The following is a 6,560-nucleotide window of genomic DNA, read 5'->3' on the forward strand; positions in this document are numbered from 1 at the left end:
CCCCTGTCTTAGCCGCGATAGGTTGACAGAGTCTTAGTAACCGGCAAGGTCAGCCGCAAGGGATGGATCGCAAATCGACCCGCGCAACCGTGCGTGGTCAGGCAGGAGAGGCATGTGAAACTGATCGTCGGACTGGGAAATCCGGGTGCGAAATATGCGGCAAATCGTCACAATGTCGGCTTCATGGCGGTGGATCGCATTGCCGACGACCACGGCTTTGGACCTTGGCGGTCACGGTTCCAAGCCTTGGTTTCGGAAGGCAGGCTCGGGGACTTGCGGGTGACGCTGCTCAAGCCGCAGACCTTCATGAACTTGTCGGGCCAGCCCGTGGGCGAGGCAATGCGCTATCTGAAACTTTCGCCCGCCGACGTGATCGTGCTGCATGACGAACTGGACCTCGCACCCGGCAAGTGCCGGGTCAAGCAGGGGGGCGGGCATGCAGGGCATAATGGTCTGCGCTCGATCCACCAGCATGTCGGCGCTGACTATGGCCGCGTGCGGCTGGGCATCGGGCATCCGGGGCACAAGGACAAGGTGGCTCCTTATGTGCTGTCGGATTTTGCCAAGGCCGATCAGGACTGGCTGGACGATCTCTTGCGAGGCATTTCAGACGGCGCAGCGGCCTTGGCCGCAGGGGATGGCGGACGGTTTCAGAATGCCGTCGCGGCCCGGACGGCACCGGCGCGCAATAGCGGGACCGAAGCCCCAAAGACAGCAACCACGCCCGCAGCACCGTCCCCCTTGCCCGATGCGCCAGACGGCGAGCCTACCAATTTTACCGATCGTCTGCGGGCGTTGACGGATCGCTTCAAGTGACACAGGCCGTGCGCCAGGCGTTCCGCGATCAGGCCCAATCCTGCCGCGACCTCGGCTCTCCGTTAACGGCGCAGGTTTGTGAAGCATTGGGCGAAGGGTTGCAACCCGAACAGGGCGCCGTTGCCGCGGGCGTTCTGGCTTGGCCCGGCGATCCGTCCAGCCGCGCCGATTCCGTCCCGTTGCGCCTGTGCGGCGCGCTGCATGCACTGGTCCTGACGGATGCTGCACCCGATCTGGCCCGGGCCTATGCCGATGGCCAGGCACCGACCGATCTTCTGGTCGACATCCTGCGCCGGCATCAGGACAGCATCCTGCCATGGCTCGACAGCCCGCCGCAAACCAACGAAGTCGCGCGTTCAGCCGCGCTGATCGGCGCGGCGCGCTTTCTTTCGGACCTGTCGCCCCTGCCCTTGCGTCTGCTGGAGTTGGGCGCATCGGCAGGCTTGAACCTTTATTTCGACCATTATCATCTTGGGCCGCAGGATCAGGGGGTGTCGCTGACGCCCGACTGGCGCGGCGCGATGCCACAAGGATCGATTCGCGTGGCCAGCCGAAGGGGCGTGGACCTGAATCCGCTGGACCCTGCCCGCGATGCGCTGCGGCTGATGGCCTATTGCTGGGCGGACCAGTCCGACCGTTTGGCACGGTTGCGCGCTGCCTTGGCGCTTGCGCAGGCAGATCCTCCGCCCGTCGATCAGGGTGACGCGGGTGCCTGGCTGGCGCAGCAGTTGCAGGACCCGGTGCAGGGTCAGGTCACCATGGTCTTTCACACAATCGCCGCGCAATATTTTCCCCGGGACACCGTTGCGGCCTGTGACTCAGTCTTTGCCCGTGCGGCCGCACGCGCGACGCCCGATGCCCCCCTAGCCCATGTCGAGATGGAGGGTGATGGCGGTGAGGGCGCCGTACTGCGCCTGTCGTTCTGGGACGGCAGGACGCGACAGTGGTTGCTGGGGCGCGCCGACTTCCACGGGCGCTGGATCGACTGGCACCCCCGGCCCTTGTGAGACAGGCCCCTTTCGTGTGGGCCCACGGCAGCATAGGCTGTTGAAAAGGGAGGAACGCCATGGAGGTCTCGATCAATGTTCTTGGCGGGGAACTGCAGCCTTGCTCGACCCGGCCTTTAACCGGATTTTATCGCAATGGCTGTTGCGACACCGGGCCCGAGGATCGGGGCAGCCACACGGTCTGCGTGATCCTGACGGATGAATTCCTGGCCATGTCGCGATATCTGGGCAACGACCTGACGACGCCGCGCCCGGAATTCGGGTTTCCGGGACTCAAGTCCGGCGACAAGTGGTGCCTCTGCGCCGCACGTTTTCTGCAGGCGGCCCAGGAGTTCGCCGCCCCTGCCGTCGTGCTGGAGGCGACGCACAGGCGCGCCTTGGACATCGTGCCCCTGGAGCTTTTGAAGCGTCATGCGCAAACAGATGCAGGCTAGGCTGCTGGCGCTGGCTGCACTTATGGCTGCCGGGCCGGCCGTGGCGTTCGATCCTGACCTGAACGGCGTGATTCGTGCGGATGACCGCAAGGCTTCAGCAACTGGACGAGGTTGCAGGCCGCACCTGCGCAATGGGCTGGACCATGGCAGTCCCTAGGATCACGAGGTTCTGGTGGATGGCCTTGCCGGCAGACCTATTGCCACGGAGCAGGCACAGGCCTTTCGCGCGACTGGTTCTGCCGGATGCTGAGCAGGATGGCAACCTGCCGTTGGTGGTTTATCGGCCCTTTCCGTGCCGCATCCTTAAACGGGCAGTTCGAGAAGCGGACGGGCTCGCAGCGCATGACCGGCACATTGGGGATGCTGGACGGGCAGCCTGTTTATGTCGGAACTGCCTATGTAACAGGCGAAACGCCGTACCCTTATGCAGATCTGCCGCCTGAAACCGACCCATCCGCCACGCCGCAAATGATCCCGGAGATCGAGGTGACGGGCAGCGACACCGCCCGTCTTCTTCTGCCCCTGCCGCTGCTGGAATCAGAGCTGAACGTCCTGCTGCTGACGCGTTGATCAGATCTTCATGTCAAAGCCGAGGTGCTTGGCAACAGTGAAGATGTCCTTGTCGCCCCGGCCGCACATGTTCATCACGATGATATGGTCGGCCGGCAGATCGGGCGCGATCTTCATCACATGAGCCAAGGCGTGGCTGGGCTCCAGCGCAGGGATGATGCCTTCGGTCGCACAGCACAGCTGGAACGCTTCCAACGCCTCCGCGTCGGTGATGCTGACATATTCGGCACGACCCATGTCCTTCAACCACGCATGCTCCGGACCGATTCCGGGATAATCCAGACCCGCGCTGATCGAGTGGCCTTCCAGGATCTGCCCCTCGTCGTCCTGCAGCAGATAGGTGCGGTTGCCATGCAGAACTCCCGCGCGCCCGCCGGACAGGCTGGCGCAGTGCTCCATCCGGTCATCAACCCCCTTGCCGCCCGCTTCGACGCCGATGATGTGGACATCCTTGTCATCGAGGAAGGGATAGAACAGCCCCATCGCGTTCGAGCCGCCGCCGATGGCCGCCACGACCGTGTCGGGCAGCCGCCCTTCGCGCGGCATGATCTGCTCGCGCACTTCCTTGCCGATGATCGACTGAAAGTCGCGGACCATCGCCGGATAAGGATGCGGACCCGCAACCGTGCCGATGCAGTAGAACGTGTCGCGCACGTTGGTGACCCAGTCGCGCAACGCGTCGTTCATCGCATCCTTGAGCGTGCCCCGGCCGCTGGAAACAGGCACGACCTCGGCCCCCAGCAGGCGCATGCGGAACACGTTCGGCGCTTGGCGCTCCACGTCATGGGCGCCCATGAAGACGACGCATTTCAGACCGAACCGCGCGCAGACCGTGGCGGTGGCGACGCCATGCTGACCCGCGCCGGTTTCCGCGATGATGCGGGTCTTGCCCATGCGGATCGCCAGCAGGATCTGACCCAGCACATTGTCGATCTTGTGCGCGCCGGTGTGGTTCAACTCGTCGCGCTTCATGTAGACCTTGGCCCCGCCCAGATGCTGGGTCAGGCGTTCGGCAAAATACAGCGGCGACGGCCGGCCGACGTAATGCGTCCACAGGTCGTCCATCTGCGCCCAGAACGCCGGGTCGGTTTTGGCGCGCTCGTATTCAGCCTCGAGGTCAAGGATCAGCGGCATCAGCGTTTCACTGACGAAGCGGCCCCCATAGATGCCAAAGCGGCCCTGCTCGTCGGGTCCGGTCGTGAAGCTGTTCAGCAGATCGTCGGCCATTGGGATGCGCCCTTGCAGTCGGAATGGGAAGGTGGGGCAAAGCCCCGTTCCTTCCCTTCTAGCCCTCTTCGTCCGCAGGGTGAAGCCCAAGCCGCGGGGCGATCAGCCGCCCTTCTGCGGCCGGCCTGCCACATAGGTCTGCGCCACGGCACGGTCGTCACCCATGATCTGCAGGATGAACAACTCCTCGGCCAGTGTTTCGGCACGTTCCATGCGCAGGGACATGGCCGGTGTCGCGCCAGCATCCAGCACCACCAGATCCGCAGCGCTGCCGGGCGCCAGGGTTCCGATTTCGTCTTCCATCCCCAAGGCAATCGCGTTGCCGCGTGTCGCCCAGTGGAAGGCCGCCAACGGGTGCAGCTTTTGCCCGCGCATCTGCAGGATCTTGTAGCCTTCGTTCAGGGTTTGCAGCATCGACCAGCTTGTGCCCCCGCCGACATCCGTCGCAATGCCGCTGATGATCCCGGCCGCCCGCAGCCCGTCCGCATCGAACAGGCCCGAGCCGAGGAACAGGTTCGATGTCGGGCAGAAGACCGCGCGGCTGCCGGTTTCGGCCATGCGCGCGACTTCCCGCGGTTCCAGATGGATCGCGTGACCCAGCAGCAGCCTGTCCGACAGCAAGCCATGGCTTTCATAGATATCCAAGTAATCCCGTGCCTTGGGATAAAGGCTTAAGGTAAAATCGATCTCTTCGCGGTTTTCGGAAAGATGGGTCTGGACGTGGCAGTCCGGATGGTCGCGGACCAGCGCCCCCGTTGCTTCAAGCTGTTCGGGAGTGGAGGTGATGGCAAACCGTGGCGTGATCGCGTAACGCTGCCGGCCCCTGCCGTGCCAGGCCGCTATCAGTGCGGCGCTGTCGTCATGGCCCTGTTGAGGCGTGTCCAGCACTGCGTGCGGGGCGTTGCGGTCCATCATGACCTTGCCCGCCACCATCGCCATGTCACGCGCATGCGCGGCTGTGAACAGGGCCTCGGCCGAGGCTTTGTGGCTGGAACAGAACGTCACCGCCGTTGTCGTTCCATGCGTTGTCAGCTGATCCAGGAACAGTCCTGCCATGCGCGTGGCATGGTCAGGATCGGCGAAACGCGCCTCTTCGGGAAAGGTATAGGTGTTCAGCCAGTCCAAGAGCTGCGCACCCCAGCTGGCAATCACCTGCAACTGCGGAAAGTGAATATGCGGATCGATGAAGCCGGGCAGGATCAGATGCGGGCGGTGGTCAATCTCTACCAGCCCTTCCTGCGCGAGGTCGGCATGATCGCCCACGGCAAGGATACGGCCATCCTCGATCAGGATCGCACCGTTTTCCCAGAAGCGATGGTTGTCCTGCGTGTCGGCAGGATCGGCGTAAAAGTCGAGGACGCGGCCCCGGATCAGTTGTTGCATGAGGTTTTCTGTGAAGAAGGGGCGGTAAGGCGCGCCATCAGTTCGGCGGCGGTGAAGGCGGCGATGACCTCGGGGCGCTTGTCGCGCGAAAAGCCGCCGCCGATGGGACACACCAGAGGCGCAGGATCGAGACCCTGTGCCGTGGCAAAGCGGGTGAATTGTGCGCGCTTGGTGGCGCTGCCGATCATGCCGACATAGGACAGGTCCGGACGTGCCAGTGCCTCGGCCGCCAGCAGAAAATCAAGGGCGTGGTCGTGGGTCAGGATGATGACCGCCGCACCGGGACGCGAGCGGCGAATTTCGGCCTCGGGCAGCGCGGTCAGGCGGGTGGGGGCGTGGGCCAGCGCCAGTTCCTCGGGGCGGCTGTCGAACAGCGTCACGTTGACCGGCAGCGGCTGCAGCGCGTGCGCCAGCGCCCGGCCGACATGACCCGCACCGAAGACCAGAGCGTCCGGATGATCGACGACCGTGGGGCCGTTCCGATCCAGTTCCAGGATGACGCGGCCACCGCAGCACTGCCCGATTTCGGGACCTAGCGGAATGTCCATCCGGGCTTGGACCTCGTTCCGGGCCAGCATCTGCCGGGCGCGGTCGATGGCCATGTATTCCAGTTGCCCGCCACCAATGGTGCCCTGTGTGCTGTCCGAGGACACGAACATCTCGGTCCCTGCGTCGCGCGGCGTCGAGCCGCGCGCCGATATGACCCGGATGCGGATCATCCCCGCAGCCGCTCGACCGCCATCAGCACGCGCTCGGGCGTGGCAGGCGTGTCAAGACGCGCCGGCTGGCGATAACCGCCGACCGAGGCCACCGCCATGTTGATCGCCTCGAAGACGCTGATGCCCAGCATGAACGGTGGCTCTCCGACAGCCTTGCTGCGCTTGATGGTGCGCTCGGAGGCTTCGGACCAGTCGGCCAGCCTGACGTTGAAGACGCGCGGCCGGTCGCTGGCCAGCGGCACCTTGTACGTCGAGGGGGCATGCGTGCGCAGGCGTCCCTCGCTGTCCCACCACAATTCCTCAGTTGTCAGCCAGCCGGCGCCCTGCACGAAAGCGCCCTCGACCTGGCCCTTGTCCAGGGCAGGGTTCAGGCTGCGGCCCACGTCATGCAGGATGTCGGCGCG

General features: G+C 64.6%; 8 protein-coding genes. 4 read left to right on the forward strand and 4 right to left on the reverse strand.

Features of this window, described 5'->3' with window-relative positions; translation table 11 throughout:
* Positions 1–114 precede the first annotated feature (114 nt).
* The 4 genes from pth (at position 115) to ACLHHB_RS11760 (ending at position 2,827) form a co-directional block, all read left to right on the forward strand.
* The gene (gene pth, locus ACLHHB_RS11745) at positions 115–816 is read left to right on the forward strand and encodes an aminoacyl-tRNA hydrolase (protein ID WP_410218467.1); all 702 of its coding nucleotides are present in this window, start codon (positions 115–117) and stop codon (positions 814–816) included.
* The gene (locus ACLHHB_RS11750; protein ID WP_410218468.1) at positions 813–1,823 is read left to right on the forward strand and encodes a DUF2332 domain-containing protein; all 1,011 of its coding nucleotides are present in this window, start codon (positions 813–815) and stop codon (positions 1,821–1,823) included. The genes pth and ACLHHB_RS11750 overlap by 4 nt, the downstream gene beginning before the upstream one ends.
* A gap of 59 nt (positions 1,824–1,882) precedes the next feature.
* Complete coding sequence (locus ACLHHB_RS11755) at positions 1,883–2,257, forward strand: DUF2237 family protein (RefSeq protein WP_410218469.1); 375 nt, start codon at positions 1,883–1,885, stop codon at positions 2,255–2,257.
* A gap of 255 nt (positions 2,258–2,512) precedes the next feature.
* A complete protein-coding gene (locus tag ACLHHB_RS11760) occupies positions 2,513–2,827 on the forward strand; it encodes a DUF4893 domain-containing protein (protein WP_410218470.1) in 315 nt (104 codons plus the stop codon).
* Here ACLHHB_RS11760 and trpB read toward each other — a convergent pair whose 3' ends face one another.
* The 4 genes from trpB to ACLHHB_RS11780 all read right to left on the reverse strand — a co-directional run.
* Positions 2,828–4,054, reverse strand: coding sequence for a tryptophan synthase subunit beta (gene trpB / locus ACLHHB_RS11765; protein WP_410218471.1), 1,227 nt, complete (start codon positions 4,052–4,054; stop codon positions 2,828–2,830).
* 102 nt (positions 4,055–4,156) lie between these two features.
* Positions 4,157–5,437 carry a guanine deaminase gene (gene guaD, locus ACLHHB_RS11770; protein WP_410218472.1) on the reverse strand — a complete coding sequence of 427 codons (1,281 nt, stop codon included), beginning with the start codon at positions 5,435–5,437 and terminating at the stop codon, positions 4,157–4,159.
* The gene (gene xdhC, locus ACLHHB_RS11775) at positions 5,425–6,156 is read right to left on the reverse strand and encodes a xanthine dehydrogenase accessory protein XdhC (RefSeq protein ID WP_410218473.1); all 732 of its coding nucleotides are present in this window, start codon (positions 6,154–6,156) and stop codon (positions 5,425–5,427) included. The genes guaD and xdhC overlap by 13 nt, the downstream gene beginning before the upstream one ends.
* Positions 6,153–6,560, reverse strand: a 408-nt coding sequence (locus ACLHHB_RS11780) for a molybdopterin cofactor-binding domain-containing protein (protein ID WP_410218474.1), incomplete at its 5' end; no start/stop codon positions are given. The genes ACLHHB_RS11780 and xdhC, both read right to left, overlap by 4 nt.

Source organism: Paracoccus sp. (in: a-proteobacteria) (assembly GCF_046462195.1).
In the GTDB taxonomy this organism is placed as follows: domain Bacteria; phylum Pseudomonadota; class Alphaproteobacteria; order Rhodobacterales; family Rhodobacteraceae; genus Paracoccus.